We start from the raw sequence: 22,695 nt of genomic DNA, 5'->3' as shown, positions 1-22,695 counted from the left end.
CTGTGTTGCGGAACCATAACAGCAAAGGCCCGCGCCACGATGGTGCGGGCCTTTGTCGTTTCGCTGGCGGGTTGTAAATTACCGTTCCGGCAACAGCCCGCGCGGCGAGAAGCGCAGCACCAGCAACAGGATCACACCCATGGTCAGCAGGCGCATGTGCTGCACGCTGTTCAGGAGGTGCGCCTTCAGACCGGATTCATCCGGCAACCAGCTGGTGATCCATGTCATGACGCCGGGGCCCAGCACTTCGACCTGCACCCAAAGGAACCAGATCAGGAAGCCGCCCAGAACCGCGCCAAGGTTGTTGCCCGATCCGCCGACGATCACCATAACCCAGATAAGGAAGGTGTAGCGCAGAGGCTGGTACGAGGTCGGGATCAACTGGCCGTCCAGCGTGGTCATCATGGCACCGGCAATGCCGCAGATCGCCGAGCCAAGGATGAATACTTGCAGATGGCGGAAAGTCACGTCCTTGCCCATCGCCCGCGACGAGGTTTCATTGTCGCGGATCGCGCGCATCATGCGGCCCCAAGGCGAGTTCAGCGCCATCTGGGCCAGCACCAGCAGCACCACCAGCACAACGGCGAACATAAGGCCGTAGCTGATCTTGATGTAAAGGGTCGAGGCCGAAGTGGCGTCCAGCCCGAAACCCGCCGCCCGTTCCACGAAGGATGGGTCGTTTTGCAGGTCAATGGCATCGGGCACCGGGCGCGGCAGGCCGGACACGTTCTTGACGCCCCGGGTCAGCCATTCCTCGTTCTTCATGATGGCAATGATGATCTCGGAAATACCCAGTGTCGCGATGGCAAGATAATCGGACCGCAGGCCAAGCGCCGTCTTGCCGATGATCCATGCGCCACCGGCCGCCAGAAGGCCACCCACGGCCCAGGCTAGCACCACCGGCAGGCCAAGCCCACCAAGGAAGCCAGTGCCCGCCGGGTTGACCGCCTCGATGGCATCCACCGCCGGATCGCGCACCAGCCGGTAAAGGACAAAACCCACGATCAGGATCGCGGCAGCAAGGTAACGGTTGCGGGTCTTCTTCCATGCCAGAACGGTGGCCACCACGGTGCCCGCGCCAAGCACCAGCGCCAGCAGGGCACGCGCGCCACCGGCGGCCCAGGCCTCTTGGACGGGCGGAACCGATGTCAGCACCACGGCCATGCCGCCAAGCGCGACAAACCCCATGACGCCGACGTTGAACAGCCCGGCGATGCCCCATTGCAGGTTTACGCCCAGCGACATGATCGCGCTGATCAGGCCCATGTTCAGGATGACCAGCGCAAGGTCCCAGCCCTGCATCAGGCCGGTGCCAAGGATAAGCGCGGCGACAAGCGCGAAAAGCGCCAGAGTACGGATCTGATGGCTCATACCGATTTCCCCTTGAACAGGCCCGTGGGTTTGAACAACAGCACCACCACGAGGATCATGAAGCTGACCGCGAACTTGTATTCCGTGGCCATAAGTTGCACGAGACCGGACGGTTCCAGCGACTCTGGCATCATGTAGGTCAGGACCTTTTTCCACGCATATGTGATCGCCACCTCGGAAAAGGCGATGACAAAGCCGCCCGCGATGGCGCCCAGCGGGCTGCCCAGACCGCCGACGATGGCGGCGGCAAAGATCGGCAGCAGAAGCTGGAAGTAAGTGAACGGCTTATAGCTCTTGTCCAAACCGTAAAGCGTGCCTGCAATGGTGATCAGCGCGGCCACAATCAGCCATGTCACCATGACAACCCGTTCCGGGTTGATCCCCGACAGCAGGGCCAGATCCTCATTGTCGGAATAGGCGCGCATGGATTTGCCGGTGCGCGTGCGGTTCAGGAACCAGAACAACAGCGCCACGACGATCACCGCTGTGACCACGGTCAGACCCTGCGTTGTCTTAAGGCCCAGACCCTCGTCCAGACCGGTGAGGTTCTTAAATTCGCGGGCCGAAATGATGAAGCGTTCGCCATCGGCGAACCGTTGGTCATCGGCGCCAAGGATAAAGCGCGTCAGCCCGTTATAGATGAACATCACCCCGATCGACACGATCACATAGACCACCGGTTTGGCCTTTTGCCCACGATAGAAGCGATAGACCCCCCGGTCCGTCAGCAACACCAGCGCCGCAGTACCAGCGATGCCGAAGGGGATCGCCAACAGCGCCGTGGGCAGCGGGCCCAGGCTGATGCCCCAGGACTGGAACAGCCAAGTGAACAGGATCACGATCATCGTCCCGAAAGCCATGGTGTCGCCATGGGCAAAGTTCGAGAACCGCAAGATGCCATAAATCAGCGTGACCCCCAGCGCGCCAAGCGCCAGCTGGCTGCCATAGGCCATGGCCGGGATGATCACGAAGTTGGATAGCGCCACGATGGCGTTGAGAAAATCCATCAGTCGTTGCCCTCGTTGGTCGGCCGCGCGGTTGCCCCGGCGGCTCTTGTTGTCTTGTTGGTCGTTCGCCGGCTCATCCGGTCACCACGCATTCGCCGTGGTAGGTTACAACCGTCAGCGGTTCGGCGAATTGCACGCTGAGCTTGGCCAGCCCGCCCGGGGTCTGGCTGAGCAGATAGCTGCCGTATTGGTCATGTGCCATGATGACAAGAACGCCGTTCAAAACCTGCGCCGTGCCTTTTGCCGGGCCGGTCCCAAGGTCCAGAACCGCCTCGCCGGGCATCTGTTCGGGCAGGGTGACGTCATGACCGAATTGCGCAAAGGTGCAGGCCTCTTCGTCAAGGCATTCCACCGAGTATTCGCAAGCCATCAACGCCGCGCCCGGCTGTTCGATGGTCTGCGCCATAAGCGCCGGCACGGTCGCTGCAAGGGTCATGCCGATTGCCAGAGTGGTCTTCCACATCAGTCGATCTCCTTGCATTGGCCCTGCCAGGGTGTCTTGGCGGCGTCACTCAGACGGGCGGTGCCATCGGCGGCCACCGTCAGCAGCATGTTCTCGCTGTCCGCCCAGAAGCCGCGGCTGCCGTCCTGACCCAGTATGGCCTCGGCCTCAAAGCCGCGCCCGTCCGAAAGTGTGACACGACTGACGCGACGCCGGGGCGGCTCACGACTGTCCAGTGCGGGCGAAAAGCTGGCCGGGTCGAGGTCAAAGCGCAGGTCGATCCGCGCCTCGTCCCGCGACAGCGTGCAGGCATATGCCTGCACGGCGGCTGTTGCCGGGGTGCCCAGCACCAACATCCCCAGCATCGCGTGATCCATGGGTCGCACGGGTCAGCCCCCCAGGAACGACTTGCGTACTTCGGGATCGGCCAACAACTCTTTGCCCGTGCCGGTATAGGCATTCCTGCCCTGTACCAGAACATAGCCTTTGTCAGCGATTTCCAGCGCCTGCCGGGCGTTCTGTTCGACCATGAGGATGGAAATCCCGGTGCGGGCCACTTCGATGATCCGGTCAAAGAGTTCGTCCATCACGATGGGCGACACACCGGCGGTGGGTTCGTCCAGCATCAGAACCTTGGGCTGGGTCATCAGCGCGCGGCCCACGGCCACCTGTTGACGCTGGCCGCCGGAAAGTTCGCCTGCGGGTTGCCGCCGCTTTTCCTTGAGGATCGGGAACAGTTCATAGACCTGCTCCATCGTGTTCTTGAAATCGTCCAGCCGGATAAAGGCACCCATTTCAAGGTTTTCCTCGACCGTCATCGAGGTGAAGATATTGCTGGTCTGCGGGACAAAGCCCATGCCCTGCGCCACGCGATCCTGCGGGGTCAGCGCGGTGATGTCATGGCCGTCCAGCCGCACATGGCCCGACCGCACGTCCAGCATTCCAAACACCGCTTTCATCGCTGTGGATTTGCCGGCGCCGTTGGGGCCGACGATCACGGCGATCTCGCCTTTGTCCACGGCGATGGTGCAATCATGCAGGATGTCCGGCCCCTTGCCGTAACCGCCGGTCATGCTGTCACCGATCAGGAAAGGTCCGCCGGGCGCATCCGTCATCGGGCCGGACCGGCGCGTGGGGTCGATCTCGCTTTGCTTGCCTTGCTTGGTGATCGAGGCATCGTGGTTGCCCCGGTCGTTCTGATAGGGATTGTCGCTCATGCCTGTGCCACCTGGTCCTTGTTTTTCAGACCCGTGCCCAGATAGGCCTCGATGACCTGCTCATTGGCCTTGATCTCGTCCAGCGTGCCTTCGGCCAGTTTCTTGCCCTCGGCCATGACGATGACCGGGTCGCAGATGCGGCCGATGAAATCCATGTCGTGTTCGATCACGCAGAAGGTGTAGTTCCGCTCTTGGTTGAGGCGAACGATCGTGTCGGCGATGGTGTTCAGAAGGGTTCGGTTCACACCCGCGCCGACCTCGTCGAGAAAGACGATCTTGGCGTCGACCATCATGGTGCGGCCCAGTTCCAGCAGCTTTTTCTGACCGCCTGAAATCGCGCCCGCCGGGTGATCGGCCAGATGCGAGATGGTCAGGAAGTCCAGCACCTCGTCGGCCTTGGCCTTTAGCGCGCGTTCCTCCTCGGCGATGCGCTTGCGCCCGAACCACGTGTTCCACAGCGACTCGCCCGATTGGCCGCCGGGGACCATCATCAGGTTTTCGCGGCAGGTCATCGAGTGGAATTCATGCGCGATCTGGAACGTCCGCAGCAGTCCCTTGTGAAACAGTTCATGCGGCGGCAGTCCGGTGATGTCCTCGCCGTCCATGATGACAGTGCCCGAGGTCGGAGGCAGCGCGCCCGCGATCACGTTGAACAGCGTCGTCTTGCCCGCGCCGTTGGGGCCCACCAGCCCGGTGATCGACCCTTTGGCGATCTCCAGCGAAGCTCCATCAACGGCTCGGAAGGCACCGAAATGACGGTGCAGGTTGTCCACCTTTATCAATTGGATAGCCCCCTGATGGCGGCGCTCTGACCGGCGCCTGCCATATGCGGAAAAAGCAGCCGGGAGAGTCCCGGCTGCCTTTCCTTCGTGTCGGTTTACTTGAACTCGACGGTTTCTGCCGCGCCACCGGTGATGGTGTAGTGGCGGTAGGAACCTGCGGCCTCACCCGGGCCGATCAGTTCCACACCCGAGGCGCCGACATAGTCGACATCGCCGCCCGCGGCGAGGATTTCCATCGCCTTGCCCAGTTCACCGGGCAGGATCAGCTCACCCGGAGCGTTGGCAACGTCCAGCAGGTTGGCCGCGATGGCCGCCGGGGTCGCTTCGCCACCCTTCATCATGGCCATGGCGATCAGCGCAGCCGCGTCATAGGACTCGCGGGTGTACGAGCTGTCGGCGTTGATGCCTGCTGCCTTGGTGATTGCCGAGAACGCTTCGGCGCCTTCGCCCTGTGCCCAGGGAACAGTGCCGATCGAGCCTTCCAGCGCGTCTGCCAGTTCCGAGAACAGCGTGTCGCCATACATGCCGTCACCCATCACGTACAAATCGAACGCGCCGGTGTCATAGGATGCCTGGATGATGCCCTTGCCGCCCTGGTCGGTGTAGCCCAGAACAACCAGTGCCTGACCGCCGGCGGATGCCAGAGCGCCGATTTCGGCCGAATAGTCGGCCTTGCCGTCGTCATGCGGTGCGGACAGGGTCACGGTGCCGTCGAAGGCTGCTTCGAAAGCGTCGGCAAAACCTTTGCCGTAGTCGTTGTTGGTGTAGGTCACCGCAACTTCGGTGATGCCTTTTTCCGCAAGGATTTCGGCCATCACGGCACCCTGACGGGCGTCGGAAGGCGCGGTACGGAAGAACAGGCCGTTGTCTTCGGCGGTCGACAGGGCCGGCGAGGTTGCCGAGGGCGACACCATCGGGATGCCGTTGGCCAGCGCCACGTTCGCGAGGATCGCACCGGTCACGCCCGAGCAATCCGCGCCCATGATGCCCACGATGCCTTCGGAAACGAGGCGTTCCGCGGCGGCGGTGGCTGCGGCGGCGTCGATGCAGGTCGAGTCAGCGCGCGACGGGGCCAGCATGATGCCATCCAGGAATTTGCCCGACGCGTTCACTTCGGCAATTGCCAGCTCGGCGCCATCGGCCATGGCCGGCGTGATCGATTCCAGCGGCCCGGTAAAGCCGAGGATGATGCCGATCTTGGCTTCGCTGCCGTGGCTTTCGGCGAAAGCAGCCGAAGCGGTCAGCGCCGCCGCCGTGGTGGCAAGCAACAATTTCTTCATTTGATAGCTCCCATGTTGGATCTTGATGTCCTGAGCGGAGCCTAAGCAGGGTTTGGGGAAAAGAAAAGGGGCGAAGCGACGGACTGCCGCACGCCGAACGCCAAGTCACTCTTGCCGCAGCGGATAGAGGCCCCACATCGAGGGAAAGACAGGGAGGAACGGCGCGATGCGAGCATTTTCTGCGGTGACAGGCATGGCTTTTCTGGTCGGCTGGACGGGTGCGGCGCTTGCCGGACCGATGCAGACCGGGGCCGGCACGATGGAGGTGATTCCCGTGGTCGAGGGGTTGGATACCCCCTGGGCCTTTGATTTTCTTCCCGGTGGCGATGTGCTGGTGACCGAACGTGGCGGCCGCCTGCTGGTGGTCCGCGACGGCGAACCGCAAGAGGTGCGGGGAACGCCTCGGGTGGTGGATCAGGGGCAGGGTGGCCTGCTTGATGTTCTTGTCCCCGAAGACTTTTCCGAAACGCGTGAGGTGTTCTTTACCTATGCCAAGCGGCAGGGCCTGCGCGGGTCAGGCACGGCGGTCTATCGGGCGCAACTGTCCGAAGATCTGTCCCGTTTGACCGATGGTCGCGTCATCTTTGAGATTGTGCGCGGAACCGGCGGCGGCTTTCACTTCGGCTCGCGTCTGGTCGAAGGCCCGGACGGCACGCTGTTTGTGACCATCGGCGACCGGGGCGACGGGCCAAAGGCGCAGGATCTGTCGATGCACAACGGGTCTGTCCTGCGGATCACCCGCGACGGGGCACCGGCTCCGGGGAACCCGTTTCTGGATACAGACGGGGCCTTGCCCGAGATCTGGTCCTATGGCCACCGCAACCCGCAGGGTGCGGCCATGGATGGATCGGGGCAGCTTTGGGTCGCCGAACACGGCGCGCGGGGCGGCGACGAGGTGAACCGCATCGACCCGGGGGTGAATTATGGCTGGCCGGTGATCTCCTACGGGGTCAATTATGACGGTTCCAATATCGGCGAAGGGTCGCAGAAGGACGGCATGGCGCAGCCGGTCCATTACTGGGATCCGTCAATCGCACCCTCGGGGATGACCTTTTACGATGGCTCTGTGTCCGACTGGGCGGGCAACGGATTCGTCGGATCGTTGAAATTCGACTATATCGCCCGCATGGCCGGAGATCCGCTGACCGAGGTCGAGCAACTGAAAAGCGATGAAACCCTGCGTGTGCGCGATCTGGACCAGGGCCCGGATGGCATGCTGTGGTTCCTCAGCGTCGGGAACGGTGCGCTTTATCGGATTGCGCCCGATGAAAACAGCTGACGGACGCCTGCGCGGGATCGCGAGCGTGAAGGGGGCTTAGGGCGCGCCGAACCGGCGCGTCGCCACCAGCGCTCCGGCAATGACCAGCGCGACGGCAAACCCATCGAAGCCCGGCGCAAAGCCGCTGCCGATCCCGTTCAGCGCCAGCCGGATCATTCCGGCGCAGGTCATCAGCGCGCCCAACATCGCCTGAACATGCCCGGGCAGCGCGCGTGTCGTCGATTTTCCGCCGGCTTCGAACCGGAAGAACATCAAAACAAAAGGCAACAGCGCCAGAACCAGACAGATGACCCAGACCGGGCGCAACAGCCACCACAGGGGCGTTCCTGGCGCGATCCCCATGCCCAGCCCACCTGCGGCCATGGACAGCCCCAAAAGGACGATGACCGCCGTCAGGTGCCACAGATAGACCGTCATGATCATCTGGTTGACGAGGATCACCGCCGCCCAGAGCCGTCTGTTTTCCAATGCCCGGCGCACCAGCGGCAGGATGCCGATCAGGAAGCCGATGTGCAAAAGACCAATCGCCAGCATGGCGGTGGTCGGGGGTCGCGTGTTCGAGATATCTTCGCCCGGGACACTGATCAGCGCCAGAGGAAAGCCCAGCCCGACCACGAGGATCAGCATCCAGATCAGGCCGAAGGCTGAAACCAGCGGCCATGGCGGTTGCCATCGGTCGCGATCCTGCCACCAGAATCCCATTTGGTGAACGGCGAGCCAGACAAAGCCGTAGTTCGCCCAGCGCAGCCATCCCATGTCCATGCCAAAGGCGATGGCATCGACGGCAATCGCCCCCAGCATCAACACCAGGACCGAGACCGGGCCGATCCGGTCCCAGACCCAAGCCGTCACGGGGACCGCCACGGTGATGACGATATAGACCGCAAGGAACCACACTGGCACCAGCGCCGCCTGACTGGCTGGGTCGATCAGTTCGCGCGGCACGCCAGCGAGTTTAGCGACAAACCCCGCCAGTGCCCAAAGCAGGATCAGCGGGACGGTGGGTTTCAGCAGACGTGCAAGCCGTGTTGCGGCCCAGATCCTGCGACGTTCGGGATCCTGCCTTGCGGATGTCCATGAAATCGCGTTGGAAAATCCGCCGACGAAAAAGAACACGGGCATGACCTGAAAAAGCCAGGTCAGGTACTGGGTCCAGGGGTCTTCGGCGAGGATATTGGCCAGCGATACAGCGCCATCGGAATAGACCGGCGCGACCATCATCCAGTGGCCAAGCACGACAAAACCGATGGCTACGGCGCGGTACAGGTCAACCGCGCGGTTGCGGGCGGCGGGCGTGTTTTCCGCGGCGCGGCGTGACTTGGCCCAAAGCCCGCCAAGCCGCGCGGCGGTTGCTGGATTGGATCGGTGAGACAGGGGCTTGCCTCCTGCGCGATGTCAGCCGGGGTGCGGTCCCAGCCTAGGCCAGCGGCGGCCCTGTGAACAGGGTCTTTGCCCTCAGCCTATCACTGCGCGCGGAGCGGGCGGGCAAAATAGGCGGTGTCGCACCATTCCCACCCGCCGTAGAGAAAGTTCTTTTCCTCCGTCCGCAGGTGCGTGAACCCAAGTTTTCGCAACAGGCGCATCGAGGCAGCATTGCGCGGGTCAACCTCGGCTGTCAGCTGATCCAGCTGCGGACGCTGACGTTCAAGCTCGGGCAACAAGGCGGACAGCGCCTCGGACGCCAGTCCCATGCCCCAGAAATCCGGATGCAGCACATAGCCGAAGTCCGGTGCCCGCCACATGCCGGCCTTGCCGATGCAGCGGCCCTGATAGTCGACGATCAGGTCGAACGCTTCTGGCCGGTCATCCATCAGGCCGCGCAGGTAGGTCAGGCTTTGCGTGATGTCCTCATGCGCGGGATGCGACCAATAGCGCATCGCCTTGGGGGACGACAGCACCGCGTGCAGCGGTTCCAGATCGGCAGGCCGCGCCCGCCGAAGCAACAGGCGTGATGTGCGGATCACACCGACAGCCGGGTCGCCTGCGCCCCGCGTTCGCGGTACGGCGTGGTTTTATAATGCGCGCGGTAGCATTTCGAGAAATGCGAGGGCGACGCAAAACCGCAGGCCAGAGCCACGTTGATGACGCTCATTTCCGTTTGCATCAGCAGGTTGCGCGCCTTTTGCAGGCGCAGTTCCATGTAATACCGCTTTGGCGAACGGTTGAGGTAACGCCGGAACAGGCGCTCCAGCTGGCGTGTCGACATGCCGACCTCTTTGGCAAGGATGGCCGGGCTGATCGGTTCCTCGATGTTGGATTCCATCATCTGGATGACCTGGCTCAGCTTGGGGTGGCGCACGCCGATGCGGGTGGGCACGGAAAGGCGCTGGGTGTCCTGGTCGGTGCGGATCGAGGAATAGATCTGCTGATCGGCCACCGCGGTGGCCAGTTCCTCGCCATGGTCGTTGGCGATGATCTGCAACACAAGGTCGATCGACGAGGTGCCGCCCGCAGTGGTCAGCCGGTTGCCGTCGATGGTAAAGACCGATTTGGTCAGGTCGACCTCGTCGAATTCTTCGGAAAAACTGTCCTGGTTTTCCCAGTGGATCGTGGCGCGCTTGCCGTCCAGCAGCCCGGCCTTGGCAAGCGCGAAGGCGGCGGTGCAAAGCCCGCCGATGGTCAGCCCCTTGCGGGCCTCGCGCCGCAGCCAGCTGAGCAGGCGCTTGGTGGTCGCCTTCTGAACGTCGGCACCGCCGCAGACAAGGATCGTGTCTTCGCGGTGCAATTCTTCCAGATCGCCGTCGAGGTTGAACACCGTGCCGGTCGAACAGGTGGCCGTCTCACCACCTTCGCCAATGACACGCCATTCATACAGCGGCTTTTGAGCCATCCGATTGGCAAGACGGAGGCAATCCAGCGCAGCGGCAAAGGATAGCATGGTGAAGTTGTCGAGCAGCACGAAGACAAAACGGCGCGGCTTGGCCGGCACGGTGTCGAGTTCGATGACCTGCTGCTGGGGCGGGGGAAACATCTCGGGCACCTTCCTGGACGGGCTGCGGCGTTACATCCGCAGGCTGGTCGAAGCACATGGGCAGAACAAGAACAAAGCGTCAAGCCATGTCGCAAAAAACACTGTGGTCTTGCACGAAGACGTTAAGTATACAGCACCTCCGTTAGCGCTCGAAATGATCAACCGGAGAGAGACAATGACCGAGTGGCAGAAATCGAACTGGCGTGCGAAACCGCGGGTTCAGATGCCCGAGTATACGGACGCAGAGGCCCTGACCGCCGTCGAGGCGCAGCTGGCCAAGTATCCGCCGCTGGTCTTTGCGGGCGAGGCGCGCCGGTTGAAGTCGCACCTTGGTGCCGCCGGACGGGGTGAGGCCTTTCTCTTGCAGGGCGGCGATTGTGCCGAGGCTTTCGACCAGTTCTCGGCCGATGCGATCCGCGACACCTTCAAGGTGATGTTGCAGATGGCCATGGTGCTGACCTACGGTGCCAAGGTTCCGGTGGTAAAGGTCGGTCGTATGGCCGGTCAGTTCGCCAAGCCGCGCTCGGCTCCGACCGAGGTCAAGGATGGTCTTGAACTGCCCAGCTACCGTGGTGACATCATCAACGAGCTGGCCTTCACCCCCGAGGCCCGCATCCCCGATCCCAGAAAGATGTTGCAGGCCTACACGCAGGCCGCTGCCACGCTGAACCTGTTGCGCGCCTTTTCGACCGGCGGCTACGCCGATGTGCACAAGGTCCACCAGTGGACGCTGGGCTTTACCCAGGGTGACGAGGCGGGCAAGTACCGCGAGATGGCGAACCGCATTCAGGATGCTCTGGACTTCATCAACGCGGCCGGTGTGACCGGGGATCAGGCGCATACGCTGCAAACGGTCGAGTTCTACACCTCGCATGAGTCGCTGCTGCTGGAATACGAAGAGGCGCTGACCCGTCAGGATTCGACCTCGGGCAAATGGCTGGCAGGGTCCGGCCACATGATCTGGATCGGTGACCGCACCCGGCAGCCGGACGGCGCGCATGTGGAATTTGCCCGTGGCGTTCTGAACCCGGTTGGCCTGAAATGCGGTCCGACCACCAGTGCCGAGGATCTCAAGGTGCTGATGCAGACGCTGAACCCGAACAATGAAGAGGGCAAGCTGACGCTGATCGCGCGTTTCGGTGCGGGCAAAGGGCAAGAGCATCTGCCGCGCCTCATCAAGGCCGTGCAGGAAGAGGGCGCCAACGTGACCTGGGTCTGTGACCCGATGCATGGCAACACGATCAAATCGGCCACCGGGTACAAGACCCGTCCGTTCGACAACGTGCTGCGCGAGGTCCGCGACTTCTTTGGGATCCACGATGCCGAGGGCACCATCCCCGGCGGTGTACATTTCGAGATGACGGGGCTGGACGTGACCGAGTGCACCGGCGGCGTGCGTGAAGTCACCGAAGAGGACCTGTCGGACCGCTACCACACCGCCTGTGATCCGCGTCTGAATGCGTCGCAGTCGCTGGAACTGGCTTTCCTCGTGGCCGAGGAACTGGTGGCGCGCCGCGAAAAGGCGATGGAAGCGGCCAGCGCCTGATCGCTTTTGCAGAACCGGGATTTGCGCCCCTGCGGGAAACCGCGGGGGCGTTTCGCGTTTCGGGGTTCTGCGGAAGCCAAGGGCAGGTCCTCCGCGACGGGGTTGATCCGGATCAACGCAACGGTCCGCCTGACAGGCAAGATGGCGCCATGCCCGTCCGGAAACCCTTTCATGCCTTCAAGGCGGTTCTGGTGGCTTGGCTCGTGGTTCTGCCGGCGCCGGCCTTTGCCTGGTTCGGCCTATGGATCTTTCTGCCCGCCGCCGCCGTCTTGTGGTGGATTGCGGTACTGCCTTTCCTGTTGGAATGGATGGCTGTCAAAAGGGTCTTTGACCTGTCCACGTCGCGGGCCTTTGGCGCGGTGGTGCAGGCGAATAGTGTTTCGACCCTTGTCGGCATCTGCCTCGGCATTCCGGTCGGGTTCATGCTGGACGCGGGTATCCAGGGCCCGGGACCGGCTTACGACAACGCGGTTTTGCCCATTGCGCTCTTTGTCTTCTTCTTTCTCGTTACCGCGACGGTAAATGCCTTCGTGGAATTCGGCGTCATCGGGAGTGCGATCAAGACCCGCGATGGCGTTGCCCCTGGCAAGTCGAAGGGGCGTTGGGCCATGTTCCGGATCAACCTTGCCAGCGGCGTCCTGATGGTTGCCACGGTCTATGCTCTGGGCCGCCTTGGGGTCTTGGGCTAGATCCCGGGGCGGCCGCGGTGCCGTACCGTAACGGCCTCCGTGTCAAACCCTAGTGCGGCAGATCGACGAGCCGGGTGGACGGATCCACCAGCTTGCTGAGGTCGAGGAGGCCTTGACCAAGGTCTGGCAGGGCGATCCTGCCGGTGGCTGCGGCGCTTTCCGGGACATCCCAAGTGCAGGCGTCGCCCCAGAATTCGTCGTAGATGACATCCACTTTCGGGCCGTACTGATCCTTGCCAAAGGCGACATGCCACCGGTCGTAATGGGCCGCCTCCAGCGCGCTTTTGTCTGCCTCCCAGGCCACCTTGTTGGCGCAGGCACGCCGCAATGCGGGCGCGTCGAACGTTGTGTCCTGACCGGTCAGCGGGCCGACGGTGATCCCCCAGCGCCCGGCCTGATCCACCGTCTGGATGTGGTACATGCTGTCCGACGGGGTTTGCAGCATGGCAGCCATCAATGAGGGTTTCAGATGCTCGCCATCGTCGAAATCCCGGTTCTGGACCAGTTGTGTCAGGGTCATCGCAAGGCTGCGCATGGCCAATTCGTAGGACGCCTTGACCGTATCGGCGCGGTAGTTGCCCTCGGGCACGTTCAGCGATGGCGAATGGAACCCCAACCGGGCCGTCGGGTGCATCACCCGCCACTTTCGGGGGCCGGATTCATGCGGGATGAAACTGCCCGCCATAAAGACCAGCGCGCAGGCGCTTTCGCATCGGGTGCCGGGTTCCAGCCGGGTGCCGATCTTTGCGCTGCGCAGGAACCGGGCGAGTTCCAGCGCCTCGACCAGCGACCCTCCGGGACTGTCGAGGCAAAGCACCGGGGTCGGAACGCCGCGCGGCGTTTGTTGCAGACGGGCGACGATGCGGTCACCATCACCGGTCGCCAATGGACCGGTCAGGCGAAAGCTGCAAGCGCGCGCGGGATCGGGCGCCTGCACTTCGTATTCGATCGGAATGTCGGGCGGAGGGAGGATGTCCAGTTCGGCCGCCTGGGTGATGGATGGAAACACCGGGAAACAGGCTGTCACAGCCCACAGAACATGCCTGCGCATAAAGAACCTTCCTTGTTACAATCACTTGGCCTTGGGTGACTGTTTCCGAAAGGTCATCGTGCCGCAAGCCTCTTGGGCGCTTTCCGGTCAATCCCGTTCGATTGGCAGCGCGGGATCGGGCCCCCATTCGCTCATCGAATTTTCATAGACGGCAATGTCATCACGGCCCAGTTGGTGCAGCCAGAAGGCATCGACGGTGGCAAAGATCCCGCCGCCGCAATAGGTGATGTGCCGCCGGTGCCCGTCGGCCCCTGCCTCTGAAACGGCACGCGCGATCTGTTCCACGGGCAGAAAACGGTGGGATTCCGGGTCAACCAGTTCGACCTGCGGCAGGCTGATGCTGCGCGGAATGCGCCCGGGGCGGCCATAACGGGGGTTCTCGCCGGAAAACACGTCCCGGCCCAGCGCGTTCACGATGCAGGTGTCGGGATCGTCAAGCGCCGCCAGCACGGCCTGCTTGTCGACAAAGAGCGCGGGGCGCAGGTCTGGCGTCAGCTTGCCGGGAGGATAAGGCGCGGATGTGGTGGCCAGAGGACGGGCTTCGGCCTGCCATGCCTCGAACCCGCCATCCAGAACCGCCGCGTTGTCAAAACCCAGCCAGCGCAGCATCCACCAGAAGCGGGTCGCCCAGGACGGGCTGCGCCGGCTGTAAAGGATGACGCGGTTGTCGTCGCCGATGCCCGCGCGCTCAAAGGCGGCGGTGACGATGTCCGGGGCGGCGAGGGTCATGCCATAGGGGCTGGCATCGTCAGAGAAATCCGCCTGAAGGTCGAGGTAGGCGGCACCGGGGATGTGACCTTCGGCATGTTCCTTGGCGCAGCTGACAACCCGGTAGGGCCGGTCGCCGCCGGGCTGGAACTCCAGCACGGTGGAGCAGTCGTAGATCCGCAAGGACGGATCATCGAGATTGTCGGCCAGCCAGTCGGTGCTGACAAGCGCGTCGGGATTCCTGAGATAGGTCTGGGACATGATCTGGCCTCTGGCAAAGCTGTGACCGGGCAAGGCGCGGGACCATCATAGCATACCCGGCGCAGAAAGGCGCGGGGGCGGGGATCAGGCGGCCGGCGCGGCCCCAAGGCGGGCGCGAAAACGGGCCAGTTCCGACACGCTGGGCGCATGGCCGCAGAAGGTTTTGACATAGCCGGGGGCACGGGCGATCCGCACCTCGGTCGTTTCCCTGACCTGCATCGAAATATAGCCGATCTGCGTCAGATAGACGGTGCGGGCGCGCACATCGGCATCCTCGGGGGCAAAACCGAAACGCAGGAACATGTGGCGGATGGCGGCAAGCCGCGCCTCGTCGGCGTCATGCACGCGGGCGGTGACATCCGACGATTGATGCGCCCAACCGCGAATGGCGAAGTCCAGTTGCGGGTCGAACAGGGTATTGTCGTGAAAGACGACGATCAGGTTCAGGATCGCCTCTGTGATGGTTTCGGCATAGCCGCCGCAGGCTTCGACAAAGGCGCCGGTGTTCTTGGCCTCCCAGGTGTCCAGCAGCGCCGCCAACAGGGCCTTTCGGTCCTTGAAGAACCAGTAGAAACTGGTGCGTGCAATACCCAGCCGCGTCGCCAGCGGCTGGATCTTGACCGCGTCGACGCCCGAGGACACCAGCGCCTGCTGCGCCGCCTGCAACCATATCTCACGCGAACCGCGCCAACCGCTGGCCTTGCCCGTCTCTTCGTCGGTCTGAACATCCGTTTTCATGGGCTGACCATAGGCCAAGGCGGGCAGACCCACAAGAAAAATGGACAGCTATGAACGCAGACTTGACATAAGTGAACATTTTGCGGATCGTCACGCCATTGCCAGGAGTGCTGCCCATGTCGAACGATCCTCTTCTCCAGCCGTACCAGCTGAAACACCTGACCCTTCGCAACCGGATCATGACCACGAGCCATGAACCGGCCTATCCGGAAGACGGGATGCCCAAGGACCGTTATGCCGCCTATCACGCGGCACGGGCCAAGGGCGGCGTGGCGCTGGCCATGACGGCCGGGTCGGCGGCGGTGTCCAAGGACAGCCCGCCGGTCTTTAACAATATCCTTGCCTACAAGGACGAGGTCGTGCCGTGGATCCGGCGGTTGACGGATGGCGTGCACGAACATGGCGCGGCGGTGATGATCCAGCTGACCCACCTTGGCCGCCGCACCACGTGGTCCAAGGGCAATTGGCTGCCCTCCGTGTCCTCGACCAAGCATCGGGAACCGGCGCACCGGGCCTTTCCCAAGCTGGCCGAGGATTGGGACATCGCGCGGATCATCTCCGATTTTGCCGATGCGGCGGAACGGATGAAGGAAGGCGGCATGGACGGGCTGGAAATCATCGCCCATGGCCATCTGCTGGATCAGTTCATGTCACCGCTCAGCAACGAACTGGACGGACCCTATGGTGGCGCTTCCACCGCGACGCGGGCGCAACTGACGCTGGACGTGCTGAAAGCCGTGCGCGAGAGGGTGGGCGAAGAGTTCATCCTGAGCCTGCGGATGGGCGCGGATGAAAACACGCCCGGCGGGATCGATCTGGACGAAGGCGTGGCTCTGGCCAAACATATTCAGGCGGCGGGTGTGGTGGATGTGTTCAACATCAACGGGGGGCGCATTCACACCGATCCGGCCATGACCGACATGATCCCGGTGCAGGGCATGGCCAGCGCGCCGCACCTTGGGCTGGCGGGCGCGGTCCGGGCGGCGACCGGGATGCCTGTGTTCCATGCGTCGCGTATCCCGGACGTGGCGACGGCGCGTTTCGCGGTATCGTCGGGACAGCTGGATATGGTCGGCATGACGCGCGCCCATATGGCGGACCCGCAGGTGGTGCAAAAGATCCTCTCGGGGCGCGAGGATGACATTCGTCCCTGCGTGGGGGCCACCTATTGCCTTGACCGGATCTATCAGGCGGGCGAGGCGCTCTGCATCCATAACGCGGCCACGGGGCGCGAACTGACCATGCCGCATGACATCGCCCGGACGGAACACCGCAAGCGCGTGGTGATCGTCGGTGCCGGCCCCGGTGGGCTGGAGGCGGCGCGTGTCGCCGCCGAACGCGGCCATGCCGTCACCGTGTTTGAGGCGCAGCCGGACCCCGGCGGGCAGGTGCGGCTGACGGCGCTTAACCCGCGCCGGCGCGAAATGATCGGGATCATCGACTGGCGCATGGCGCAATGCGCGGCGCGCGATGTCGAGTTCCGCTTCAACACATGGGCCGAAGTCGAAGACGTGACCGCGCTGCACCCGGATGTTGTGATCGTGGCGACCGGCGGGCTGCCGAACACCGAACTTTTTGAAAGCGGAGCGGAAAACCCGCATGTGGTGTCGTCATGGGACGTGATTTCCGGTGATATAAAGCCGGGGCGCGACGTTCTTGTTTATGACGAAAGCGGCGATCACCCCGCGCTGATGGCCGCCGAAGTCGCCGCCGAGGCGGGGGCCACAGTCGAGATCATGACACCGGACCGCAGTTTCGCGCCCGAGGTCATGGCCATGAATCTTGTGCCTTACATGCGCGCCCTGCAAGACAAGGACGTCACCTTTACCGTTACGCGGCGCCTGCGCGACGTGCTGCCCGACGGCAACCGCCTGAAAGCCGTGATCGGCACGGATTACAGCGATTTCACCAAGGAAAATACCTATGATCAGGTGGTGGTGAACTATGGCACGCTGCCGATGGATGAGTTGTATTTCGCCCTGAAACCCCTGTCGTCCAACGGGGGCGAGGTGGATCACGACGCGCTGATCGAGGGTCGCCCGCAAGCGATCCGGCGCAATGCGGAAGGGGCGTTCCAGCTGTTTCGGATCGGCGACGCGGTCAGCGCCCGCAACACCCACGCGGCGATCTATGACGCGCTGCGGCTGCTGAAGGACATCTGAGGTGCGCTCGGTCAAGACGGTGCACGTGATCTCGGCCCATGCCGAAGGCGAGGTGGGCGATGTGATCGTCGGCGGTGTCCTTCCGCCGCCGGGCGAGACGATCTGGGAGCAAAGCCGCTGGATCGCGCAGGATCAGACCTTGCGGAACTTCGTGCTGAACGAACCGCGCGGCGGGGTCTTTCGCCATGTGAACCTGTTGGTGCCGCCGAAACACCCCAAGGCGCAGGCCGCGTGGATCATCATGGAACCCGAGGACACGCCGCCCATGTCCGGGTCAAACTCGATCTGCGTGGCGACGGTCCTTCTGGATGGCGGGCTGGTGCCGATGGTCGAGCCGGTGACGCATCTGGTGCTGGAGGCACCCGGCGGGCTGGTGCGGGTGCGGGCCGATTGCCGGGCGGGCAAGGCCGAGCGGATCCACGTGCAGAACCTGCCTTCGTTTGCTGCGAAACTGGATCAGAGGCTGGAGGTTGAGGGGCTGGGCAGCCTGACCGTCGACACCGCCTATGGCGGCGACAGTTTCGTGATTGTCGATGCGGCGGCGCTGGGGTTTTCCCTGGTCGAGGGCGAAGCGCATGAGATCGCCCGGCTGGGTGTGCGGATCACCAATGCCGCCAACCGGCAGCTTGGGTTCACTCACCCGGAGAACCCCGATTGGCGGCATTTCTCCTTTTGCCTGTTTGCCGGGCCGCTGCGGGAGGGGGCAGAGGGATTGGAAACCGCCGCCGCCGTGGCGATCCAGCCCGGCAAGGTCGACCGGTCGCCGACCGGTACGGCCCTGTCGGCGCGCATGGCGGTGCTGCACGCCCGTGGCCAGATGGCGGTGGGCGATCGGTTGACCGCACGTTCGCTGATCGGGTCGCGGTTTTCCGGAACGATCCTTGGCGAAACGCAGGTCGGGGATCGTCCGGCGATCCTGCCAGAGATTTCCGGGCGCGGCTGGATCACCGGTATCCATCAGCACATGTTGGACCCGTCCGATCCCTGGCCCGGCGGCTATCGCCTGTCCGATACATGGGGGGCACGCTAGCGGGAATGAACTAGATGCAGCCGGTTTCGCCGCCGGTCCGGTTGTAGCGGGACAACCGCATGTCGCCGATCAGCAGCGGCCCCAATCGGCTGGTCGCCTCCCTGAGATGCTCGGTGCCCCAATGGGCGGCTTCGGCCTCGGCGTTTTGCCAGTGTTCGATGGTGGCAAAGACGCCGGGGCGGTTTTCTGCCTCGAAGAACTGGTAGAAAATACATCCCTTCTCGGCGCGGGTCGCTGCGCGAAGGCGGGTGAGAATGGTTTCGACTTCGGCGATCTTGTCCGGGGCGCATTGCATTTCCCCGACGATGAACACTTCCTGCATGGCCTGTCTCCCTGCGGTGGCGTGGATTGCGTCCGCAGTGAAAAACCGCGGTAGGCCTAGCTATGACGCCCTCGCGGTTTGACCCAGACACAGTCCTTTCAAAGATTTGCCTCATCCTGCCGCAGGTCGCGGACGATAGACCCCAAAAGGCCCCGACCGTGGGGTCGAGGCCTATTGGTCAACGTCCCTGTCAGGACTGGCCGGTCAGTCGTTGCTGACCACAAGCCGCAGATGGCCATGGGTGGCGGGTGCGGCGGTGCTTTGCAGATCTTCCGCCGGGCGCGGCTGATAGGGCGCGGCAGGTTCCTGAAGTGCCGGGGTGGGCGCCGGACGGGCCGGTGCGTCCGAAGTGAAATCCGCTGCGCCGCCCAGCGCCGGGGTCACTTCAACATTGCGCAGAGTGAAGCGGCGTGGGGTGCGGCCGATGCGGCCATGGCTGATCAAAGCGCCCAGCGCACGGGTTTGATCGCCAAAATCCGACCGCAGTGGCAGCAGGATCATATGCGCCTCCATATCGGGTTTGCCGAACCCGCCCTCTGCCACCAGATCAATGCGTATGATCGCCGGATCGGCAAAGAGATGCGCCACCGCCTCGCCGAACCGTTCACGGTCTGACGGGGCCACGAGGCAGGACAGCGGCATTCCCGCGATCTGCATCCCCATGAGATCGTTCAGATGCGTGCCGGCCACGCGGATCTTGGCCATGGTCGGCGCAATCCGTTCCATCAGGAAAGCGTTTTCCAGCGCGTCTTCCATGCCGCGCGGATCGATCTGGCTGCGCAGGGGCACGGCATCGCGGGCGCAAAGCCCGTGCCAGTACGCCTCGACCTGCCGCAGCGGTGCCAGCCGCCGCATCTTTTCACGATCCGTCATCGAAACGACGTCCTTGTCGCTACCACCTTTGCCCAACATGCTATGCTCCTGTCGTCCGGTACAGCATGGCGGGGCCCCCCGACCACCAAGCCTGCTTAATCAAGGTTACGAAAGTATTACTAGCAGAGGTTCTCATCAAATTCGCCCTAATTCTGAACCGAAGGTTAACGGACGGGCAGGCGCTTGCGCCCGGGCGCGTCTGCCGATACCCCGGTTGCAGCACCAGTGGAGGACCGTGATGCGGCAATCTATGACCGGCTTTGCAAGCCAGAGCGGCCAGGGCCTTGGCCGCAGCTGGACGTGGGAGCTGCGCGGGGTCAACGGCAAGGGGCTGGACCTGCGGCTGCGGATGCCTGACGGGATCGACGGGCTGGAGGCCGGGGTGCGCACGCGCTGTGGCGACAGGCTGAAACGTGGCAACCTGCAAATCTCGTTGAAACTGGCCACGGATGAGAGCGACGGCGGGCTGCGGCTGGATGAACCGCAAATGCGCGCCGTTCTGGCCGCCATGCACCGGATCGAGGCCGAGGCCATGGCCGAGGGCCTGTCGCTGGCCCCCTCGACCGCGGCCGAGATCGTGGGCCTTCGCGGAGTGTTGACGACCGAAATCCCCGAGGCCGACCCGGCGGCGCTTTGCGCGGCCCTGCTGAAGGATTTCGATGCCGCCCTGGACGGTTTTGTTCAGATGCGTCTGTCCGAAGGTGCGGCGTTGACACGCATTCTTGAACAGCAGTTGGACGAGATCACCGGCCTCGTCGACGAAGCCGAAGCCGCCGTCGCCGAGCGCCAACCGCAGCAGGCCGCGCGCCTGCAAGAGCAACTGGCGCGGGTGATGTCCAATGTCGATGGTGTCGACGAGGCGCGCATCGCGCAGGAACTGGCGCTGATCGCGGTGAAATCCGACGTGACCGAAGAGCTTGACCGGTTGCGCGCCCATATCGCGGCGGCGCGCGCCCTGTTGCAGGCCGAAGGCGCGGTTGGCCGGAAATTCGACTTCCTTATGCAGGAGTTCAACCGTGAGGCAAATACCCTGTGTTCCAAATCCGGCGACACCCGTCTGACCGGCGCCGGGCTGGCGCTCAAGACGGTGATCGACCAGATGCGAGAACAGGTTCAGAACGTGGAGTGACCCGCACATGACCGAAACTGCAACCCGACGCGGGCTGCTCATCATCCTGTCTTCGCCTTCGGGTGCGGGCAAGTCGACCCTTGCCCGGCGTCTGCGCGCATGGGATCCGTCGATCGTCTTTTCGGTTTCGGCCACCACCCGTGCGCCGCGCCCCGGCGAAGTGGATGGCGAAGACTACCATTTCATGAGCGAAGCCGCCTTCAAGAAGGCGGTGAATGACGGCGAGATGCTGGAGCACGCCCATGTGTTCGGCAATTTCTATGGCTCGCCCAAAGGGCCGGTGCGGGATGCGATCATCGCCGGCAAGGACGTGCTGTTCGATATCGACTGGCAGGGCGCCCAGCAGATGACGAACTCGGAACTGGCGCTGCACACGCTGTCGATCTTTCTCTTGCCGCCGTCCATCGCCGAACTCAAGCGGCGGCTTGAGGCGCGGGCACAGGACGAGGCCGATGTAATCGCCAAGCGGATGCAGAAAAGCTGGGACGAGATCAGCCACTGGGGATCCTATGATTTCGTTCTGGTGAACGAGGATCTGGACGAAACCGAGGCGCGGTTGAAAAGCGTCGTCACGGCCGCACGACTGCGGCGCACGCAACAGCCTGGGCTTTTGGAACACGTGCGTGGACTGCAACGGGAATTCGAGGAACTGTCATGACCCTTTACGCGTTGGACGGAATTGAACCGCAACTGGCGGCGGACGCTTGGGTCGCGCCGGATGCAAACCTTGTCGGCAAGGTGGTAATGGAGCCGAAATCCTCGGTCTGGTTCGGTTGTACACTGCGAGGCGACAACGAGGAAATCCGCGTCGGCGAAGGGTCGAACGTGCAGGAAAACGTCGTTTGTCATACCGATATGGGCTATCCGCTGACCATCGGCAAAGGCTGTACCATCGGCCACAAGGTCATGCTGCATGGTTGTACCATCGGGGATAACAGCCTGATCGGCATGGGGGCGACGATCCTCAACGGGGCCAAGATCGGCAAGAACTGCCTGATCGGGGCGGGTGCCCTGATCACCGAGGGCAAGGAAATTCCCGACGGCAGTCTTGTGATGGGGGTTCCCGGCAAGGTGGTGCGTGATCTGGACGAGGCGGCCATCGAAGGGCTGAAGAAATCCGCGCTGAGCTATCAGGCGAACGCGGCGCGTTTCGCAGCCGGTCTGAAGGCGGTCTGAGCGGCAGTTTCACAGTTTGGGCGGCGTGATCCTGTCGGCGTGAATCGTCGGCAGGACGGTATCGCGTTTGTCCGCCCGCAGACCGTCCGAACGCCAGCGCCCGTCATCGCACTGCCATAACATCAAAAAGCCCTGATGCGGCGGCATGACAAGGGTCGAACCACGAAGGATATAGGTTTCATGCACGCCCGAGATCCGGCGGCAGTCCTCATCCTCGAACCATGCACTGCGGCACAGGCGATGGTATTCCGTCGCGCCCAGCCGGACGAAACTCTCTCGGGCGGCCTTGGCGAGATGGATCCATTCGTCGAGGCTGTGAACAATGCGTTCAGTGTCCAGCGCGGTGATCCGGTTGGGGACAAGGATATGGTCGCGCAGAGGTTCCCAGTCACGGGACCAGAACAGGTTGCCGATGATGTCCAGCGCGCCTTGATAGATATCGACGGCCCCGGGTTGCGACGCGGCCAGAAGCTCTTTTGCACCGGGCGCAGACGCGCGGTTTGTTGCTTCGCCGGGATTGCTGTCGTCGCGCACTGGTACGGTTTCCCCTTGGTAACGCCTGAGTGCCTACAGCCAATTGGATCATTTGGATAGGAATTTGTTCCGTCAACCGATCCGCAGCCGGGGCGGACCCTGTGCCGCCGGGGCCTATCGACGGCGT

At 63.3% G+C, this 22,695-nt stretch carries 24 protein-coding genes; 8 read left to right on the top strand and 16 right to left on the bottom strand.

Annotated features, from left to right (window positions below; all coding sequences use genetic code 11):
• Positions 1 to 78: 78 nt before the first annotated feature.
• From KJP30_RS03750 to KJP30_RS03720, 7 genes are all read right to left on the bottom strand, one after another.
• The gene (locus KJP30_RS03750; protein ID WP_218447658.1) at positions 79 to 1,371 is read right to left on the bottom strand and encodes a branched-chain amino acid ABC transporter permease; all 1,293 of its coding nucleotides are present in this window, start codon (positions 1,369 to 1,371) and stop codon (positions 79 to 81) included.
• Positions 1,368 to 2,378 carry a branched-chain amino acid ABC transporter permease gene (locus tag KJP30_RS03745; protein WP_218447657.1) on the bottom strand — a complete coding sequence of 337 codons (1,011 nt, stop codon included), beginning with the start codon at positions 2,376 to 2,378 and terminating at the stop codon, positions 1,368 to 1,370. The genes KJP30_RS03750 and KJP30_RS03745 overlap by 4 nt, the downstream gene beginning before the upstream one ends.
• A gap of 73 nt (positions 2,379 to 2,451) precedes the next feature.
• Positions 2,452 to 2,841: a hypothetical protein gene (locus KJP30_RS03740; protein ID WP_218447656.1), complete on the bottom strand. Its 390-nt coding sequence runs from the start codon at positions 2,839 to 2,841 to the stop codon at positions 2,452 to 2,454.
• A complete protein-coding gene (locus tag KJP30_RS03735; RefSeq protein WP_218447655.1) occupies positions 2,841 to 3,206 on the bottom strand; it encodes a hypothetical protein in 366 nt (121 codons plus the stop codon). The genes KJP30_RS03740 and KJP30_RS03735 overlap by 1 nt, the downstream gene beginning before the upstream one ends.
• Before the next feature lie 3 nt (positions 3,207 to 3,209).
• Positions 3,210 to 4,037, bottom strand: a complete 828-nt coding sequence (locus KJP30_RS03730) for an ABC transporter ATP-binding protein (protein ID WP_218447654.1) — start codon at positions 4,035 to 4,037, stop codon at positions 3,210 to 3,212.
• Positions 4,034 to 4,819 (bottom strand): ABC transporter ATP-binding protein, encoded by a 786-nt coding sequence (locus KJP30_RS03725; protein WP_218447653.1) that lies wholly within the window; start codon positions 4,817 to 4,819, stop codon positions 4,034 to 4,036. The genes KJP30_RS03730 and KJP30_RS03725 overlap by 4 nt, the downstream gene beginning before the upstream one ends.
• Positions 4,820 to 4,914: 95 nt before the next feature.
• Positions 4,915 to 6,099, bottom strand: coding sequence for an ABC transporter substrate-binding protein (locus KJP30_RS03720; protein ID WP_218447652.1), 1,185 nt, complete (start codon positions 6,097 to 6,099; stop codon positions 4,915 to 4,917).
• Between the two features lie 166 nt (positions 6,100 to 6,265).
• Between KJP30_RS03720 and KJP30_RS03715 the strand changes: the two genes are divergently transcribed.
• The gene (locus KJP30_RS03715; protein WP_425515696.1) at positions 6,266 to 7,378 is read left to right on the top strand and encodes a PQQ-dependent sugar dehydrogenase; all 1,113 of its coding nucleotides are present in this window, start codon (positions 6,266 to 6,268) and stop codon (positions 7,376 to 7,378) included.
• A 36-nt stretch (positions 7,379 to 7,414) separates the two neighbouring features.
• On the opposite strand, the gene KJP30_RS03710 is transcribed toward KJP30_RS03715, so the two are convergent.
• The 3 genes from KJP30_RS03710 to KJP30_RS03700 form a co-directional block, all read right to left on the bottom strand.
• Positions 7,415 to 8,644 carry an acyltransferase family protein gene (locus KJP30_RS03710; protein ID WP_281421409.1) on the bottom strand — a complete coding sequence of 410 codons (1,230 nt, stop codon included), beginning with the start codon at positions 8,642 to 8,644 and terminating at the stop codon, positions 7,415 to 7,417.
• A 197-nt stretch (positions 8,645 to 8,841) separates the two neighbouring features.
• Positions 8,842 to 9,342, bottom strand: a complete 501-nt coding sequence (locus tag KJP30_RS03705) for a GNAT family N-acetyltransferase (RefSeq protein ID WP_218447650.1) — start codon at positions 9,340 to 9,342, stop codon at positions 8,842 to 8,844.
• Positions 9,339 to 10,349, bottom strand: coding sequence for a GlxA family transcriptional regulator (locus tag KJP30_RS03700; RefSeq protein WP_218447649.1), 1,011 nt, complete (start codon positions 10,347 to 10,349; stop codon positions 9,339 to 9,341). Before KJP30_RS03700 ends, KJP30_RS03705 begins: the two co-directional genes overlap by 4 nt.
• Before the next feature lie 175 nt (positions 10,350 to 10,524).
• Here KJP30_RS03700 and KJP30_RS03695 point away from each other — a divergent pair, with 175 nt between their 5' ends.
• Together KJP30_RS03695 and KJP30_RS03690 are read left to right on the top strand one after the other, a co-directional pair.
• Positions 10,525 to 11,895 (top strand): class II 3-deoxy-7-phosphoheptulonate synthase, encoded by a 1,371-nt coding sequence (locus KJP30_RS03695; RefSeq protein WP_218447648.1) that lies wholly within the window; start codon positions 10,525 to 10,527, stop codon positions 11,893 to 11,895.
• Positions 11,896 to 12,044: 149 nt separating this feature from the next.
• Complete coding sequence (locus KJP30_RS03690; protein ID WP_218447647.1) at positions 12,045 to 12,584, top strand: hypothetical protein; 540 nt, start codon at positions 12,045 to 12,047, stop codon at positions 12,582 to 12,584.
• A gap of 49 nt (positions 12,585 to 12,633) precedes the next feature.
• Here the strand turns inward: KJP30_RS03690 and KJP30_RS03685 are convergent, their stop codons facing one another.
• The 3 genes from KJP30_RS03685 to KJP30_RS03675 all read right to left on the bottom strand — a co-directional run bounded on the left by KJP30_RS03685 (position 12,634) and on the right by KJP30_RS03675 (position 15,342).
• Positions 12,634 to 13,635 carry a COG3904 family protein gene (locus tag KJP30_RS03685; RefSeq protein WP_218447646.1) on the bottom strand — a complete coding sequence of 334 codons (1,002 nt, stop codon included), beginning with the start codon at positions 13,633 to 13,635 and terminating at the stop codon, positions 12,634 to 12,636.
• A gap of 87 nt (positions 13,636 to 13,722) precedes the next feature.
• A complete protein-coding gene (locus KJP30_RS03680; protein ID WP_218447645.1) occupies positions 13,723 to 14,604 on the bottom strand; it encodes a sulfurtransferase in 882 nt (293 codons plus the stop codon).
• Between the two features lie 84 nt (positions 14,605 to 14,688).
• The gene (locus KJP30_RS03675; RefSeq protein WP_218447644.1) at positions 14,689 to 15,342 is read right to left on the bottom strand and encodes a TetR/AcrR family transcriptional regulator; all 654 of its coding nucleotides are present in this window, start codon (positions 15,340 to 15,342) and stop codon (positions 14,689 to 14,691) included.
• 116 nt (positions 15,343 to 15,458) lie between these two features.
• On the opposite strand from KJP30_RS03675, the gene KJP30_RS03670 reads away from it, so the two are divergent.
• Positions 15,459 to 17,504, top strand: coding sequence for an NADH:flavin oxidoreductase (locus KJP30_RS03670; RefSeq protein ID WP_218447643.1), 2,046 nt, complete (start codon positions 15,459 to 15,461; stop codon positions 17,502 to 17,504).
• A gap of 1 nt (position 17,505) precedes the next feature.
• Positions 17,506 to 18,534 carry a trans-3-hydroxy-L-proline dehydratase gene (locus KJP30_RS03665; RefSeq protein ID WP_218447642.1) on the top strand — a complete coding sequence of 343 codons (1,029 nt, stop codon included), beginning with the start codon at positions 17,506 to 17,508 and terminating at the stop codon, positions 18,532 to 18,534.
• 10 nt (positions 18,535 to 18,544) lie between these two features.
• Here the strand turns inward: KJP30_RS03665 and KJP30_RS03660 are convergent, their stop codons facing one another.
• Both KJP30_RS03660 and KJP30_RS03655 read right to left on the bottom strand, forming a co-directional pair.
• A complete protein-coding gene (locus KJP30_RS03660) occupies positions 18,545 to 18,856 on the bottom strand; it encodes a putative quinol monooxygenase (RefSeq protein ID WP_218447641.1) in 312 nt (103 codons plus the stop codon).
• A gap of 204 nt (positions 18,857 to 19,060) precedes the next feature.
• Positions 19,061 to 19,768: a PAS domain-containing protein gene (locus KJP30_RS03655; protein WP_218447640.1), complete on the bottom strand. Its 708-nt coding sequence runs from the start codon at positions 19,766 to 19,768 to the stop codon at positions 19,061 to 19,063.
• 211 nt (positions 19,769 to 19,979) lie between these two features.
• On the opposite strand from KJP30_RS03655, the gene KJP30_RS03650 reads away from it, so the two are divergent.
• Genes KJP30_RS03650 through KJP30_RS03640 form a run of 3 tightly spaced genes read left to right on the top strand, consistent with a single transcriptional unit; the run spans position 19,980 to position 22,034 of the window.
• Positions 19,980 to 20,858, top strand: coding sequence for a YicC/YloC family endoribonuclease (locus tag KJP30_RS03650; RefSeq protein WP_218447639.1), 879 nt, complete (start codon positions 19,980 to 19,982; stop codon positions 20,856 to 20,858).
• 7 nt (positions 20,859 to 20,865) lie between these two features.
• Positions 20,866 to 21,516, top strand: a complete 651-nt coding sequence (gene gmk, locus KJP30_RS03645) for a guanylate kinase (RefSeq protein ID WP_218447638.1) — start codon at positions 20,866 to 20,868, stop codon at positions 21,514 to 21,516.
• Entirely contained in the window at positions 21,513 to 22,034 is a 522-nt protein-coding gene (locus KJP30_RS03640; protein WP_218447637.1) for a gamma carbonic anhydrase family protein, read from the top strand. Before gmk ends, KJP30_RS03640 begins: the two co-directional genes overlap by 4 nt.
• Positions 22,035 to 22,043: 9 nt before the next feature.
• Here the strand turns inward: KJP30_RS03640 and KJP30_RS03635 are convergent, their stop codons facing one another.
• The gene (locus tag KJP30_RS03635) at positions 22,044 to 22,568 is read right to left on the bottom strand and encodes a hypothetical protein (RefSeq protein WP_218447636.1); all 525 of its coding nucleotides are present in this window, start codon (positions 22,566 to 22,568) and stop codon (positions 22,044 to 22,046) included.
• Positions 22,569 to 22,695: the final 127 nt, after the last annotated feature.

The organism is Antarctobacter sediminis (assembly GCF_019218285.1).
GTDB classification, from domain to species: Bacteria; Pseudomonadota; Alphaproteobacteria; order Rhodobacterales; family Rhodobacteraceae; genus Antarctobacter; species Antarctobacter sediminis.
This window is presented reverse-complemented; position numbering and strand designations above follow the sequence as displayed.

What these genes read in the sequence shown, in the direction of transcription:
- KJP30_RS03715 (WP_425515696.1), top strand. Translation starts at nt 6,266, where the DNA reads ATGCGAGCATTTTCTGCGGTGACAGGCATGGCTTTTCTGGTCGGCTGG.
- KJP30_RS03750 (WP_218447658.1), bottom strand. Translation starts at nt 1,371, where the DNA reads ATGAGCCATCAGATCCGTACTCTGGCGCTTTTCGCGCTTGTCGCCGCG.
- KJP30_RS03685 (WP_218447646.1), bottom strand. Translation starts at nt 13,635, where the DNA reads ATGCGCAGGCATGTTCTGTGGGCTGTGACAGCCTGTTTCCCGGTGTTT.
- KJP30_RS03730 (WP_218447654.1), bottom strand. Translation starts at nt 4,037, where the DNA reads ATGAGCGACAATCCCTATCAGAACGACCGGGGCAACCACGATGCCTCG.
- KJP30_RS03700 (WP_218447649.1), bottom strand. Translation starts at nt 10,349, where the DNA reads ATGTTTCCCCCGCCCCAGCAGCAGGTCATCGAACTCGACACCGTGCCG.
- KJP30_RS03720 (WP_218447652.1), bottom strand. Translation starts at nt 6,099, where the DNA reads ATGAAGAAATTGTTGCTTGCCACCACGGCGGCGGCGCTGACCGCTTCG.
- KJP30_RS03675 (WP_218447644.1), bottom strand. Translation starts at nt 15,342, where the DNA reads ATGAAAACGGATGTTCAGACCGACGAAGAGACGGGCAAGGCCAGCGGT.
- KJP30_RS03745 (WP_218447657.1), bottom strand. Translation starts at nt 2,378, where the DNA reads ATGGATTTTCTCAACGCCATCGTGGCGCTATCCAACTTCGTGATCATC.
- KJP30_RS03695 (WP_218447648.1), top strand. Translation starts at nt 10,525, where the DNA reads ATGACCGAGTGGCAGAAATCGAACTGGCGTGCGAAACCGCGGGTTCAG.
- KJP30_RS03655 (WP_218447640.1), bottom strand. Translation starts at nt 19,768, where the DNA reads ATGTTGGGCAAAGGTGGTAGCGACAAGGACGTCGTTTCGATGACGGAT.
- KJP30_RS03690 (WP_218447647.1), top strand. Translation starts at nt 12,045, where the DNA reads ATGCCCGTCCGGAAACCCTTTCATGCCTTCAAGGCGGTTCTGGTGGCT.
- KJP30_RS03680 (WP_218447645.1), bottom strand. Translation starts at nt 14,604, where the DNA reads ATGTCCCAGACCTATCTCAGGAATCCCGACGCGCTTGTCAGCACCGAC.
- KJP30_RS03640 (WP_218447637.1), top strand. Translation starts at nt 21,513, where the DNA reads ATGACCCTTTACGCGTTGGACGGAATTGAACCGCAACTGGCGGCGGAC.
- KJP30_RS03650 (WP_218447639.1), top strand. Translation starts at nt 19,980, where the DNA reads ATGACCGGCTTTGCAAGCCAGAGCGGCCAGGGCCTTGGCCGCAGCTGG.
- KJP30_RS03740 (WP_218447656.1), bottom strand. Translation starts at nt 2,841, where the DNA reads ATGTGGAAGACCACTCTGGCAATCGGCATGACCCTTGCAGCGACCGTG.
- gmk (WP_218447638.1), top strand. Translation starts at nt 20,866, where the DNA reads ATGACCGAAACTGCAACCCGACGCGGGCTGCTCATCATCCTGTCTTCG.
- KJP30_RS03670 (WP_218447643.1), top strand. Translation starts at nt 15,459, where the DNA reads ATGTCGAACGATCCTCTTCTCCAGCCGTACCAGCTGAAACACCTGACC.
- KJP30_RS03660 (WP_218447641.1), bottom strand. Translation starts at nt 18,856, where the DNA reads ATGCAGGAAGTGTTCATCGTCGGGGAAATGCAATGCGCCCCGGACAAG.